The organism is Streptomyces boncukensis, from assembly GCF_011045075.1.
GTDB lineage: Bacteria > Actinomycetota > Actinomycetes > Streptomycetales > Streptomycetaceae > Streptomyces > Streptomyces boncukensis.
In genome coordinates, this window is the sequence record NZ_JAAKZZ010000989.1 from 1 (window position 1) to 1,173 (window position 1,173).

Below are 1,173 nucleotides of genomic sequence, written 5' to 3' on the forward strand. Positions count from 1 at the left end.
CGATGCCCGCCGACGCCGAGGTCATCACCGCCTCCGTGCGCAGCGGATTGATCTCCGAGACCGCGCCGACGAAGGTCGTCTTGCCGACGCCGAAGCCGCCGGCCACCACGATCTTCGCGGAGGTGGTGGATCGGGCCGTACCTCCAACGGTCCCGCCGCTAGAGCTTGCGAAGTCCACTGAGCACCCTTTCGAGCAGTGTCACGTCGGGCTGGCCGTCGGCGCTCTGCTCGCCGCCACCGGGCTGGTGGATGGCGACGAGTCCGGCTTCGGCCAGGTCGGCGACGAGGATCCGGGCGACGCCGAGCGGAATGGTCAGGAGTGCGGAGATCTCGGCCACCGACTTGATCTCGTAGCACAGACGGCAGATCCGCTGGTGCTCGGGCAGTTGGCCCTGGAGCTGGGCGGGTTCGGCCGCGGTGTGCACCAGAGCCTCGATGGCCAGCTGGTACCGGGGACGGGTCCGGCCACCCGTCATCGCGTACGGTCGGACCAGCGGCTGCTGGGGTTGCTGCGAGAGCTGGTCCTCGAACTCCGGCCCGTCCACCTCGCCGTGCCGCGACGGCGGCGGCTGGTGCTGGAAGGGCTCGGGGCGCGGTGGTGGTGCCTGGGGCTGGGGCCGCTGCGGCGGACCCTGCTGCTGGTGCTGCTGGTGCTGGTGCTGCTGGTACTGCGGCTGGCCCTGGGGCTGGGGCTGGGGCTGCTGCGGCTGGGCGTACTCGCTGGGAGCCGAGGGGAAGTTGAAGCGGTTCAGGAACGGGGCGTCGCCGCCACGCTCCTCATCAGCACGGCCCTCATGACCACTGCCGTACGAAGACGGACCTCCTGGGGGCGTTGCCACGTTTCCTCCTCCGACTCACGGACGTTCGGGCCGTTGCGTTCGCGGGGACTCTCCCCGCTACTTCAACGCTCCTGCTCGGCACCGCGTCCCCGCACTTTAGGGTGCGCAGCCGCGATGTGCACCGTCTGGCTCCCGGTCACGTCCTAGTTGAGAAGGCTGCCTTGCAGCTCAGCACGGAGATCCGGGGTGAGGACACTTCCCGCACGATCCACGAGCAGGGCCATCTCGTAGCCGACGAGACCGATGTCGGCCTCGGGATGGGCGAGGACGGCCAGCGAGGAGCCGTCCGAGATGGACATGATGAAGAGGAAGCCCCGCTCCATCTCCACCACCG

2 protein-coding genes and 1 pseudogene are annotated in these 1,173 nt (G+C 69.5%); all 3 read right to left on the minus strand.

The annotated features are described in order from the left end of the window. A pseudogene (locus G5C65_RS37495) lies at nt 1-178 on the minus strand (ATP-binding protein); the annotation flags it as partial. Next, entirely contained in the window at nt 159-839 is a 681-nt protein-coding gene (locus G5C65_RS37500; RefSeq protein WP_165303510.1) for a DUF742 domain-containing protein, read from the minus strand. The pseudogene G5C65_RS37495 and the gene G5C65_RS37500, both read right to left, overlap by 20 nt. A gap of 143 nt (nt 840-982) precedes the next feature. After that, nucleotides 983-1,173: roadblock/LC7 domain-containing protein (locus G5C65_RS37505; RefSeq protein WP_420903409.1), on the minus strand; the 191-nt coding region annotated here is incomplete at its 5' end.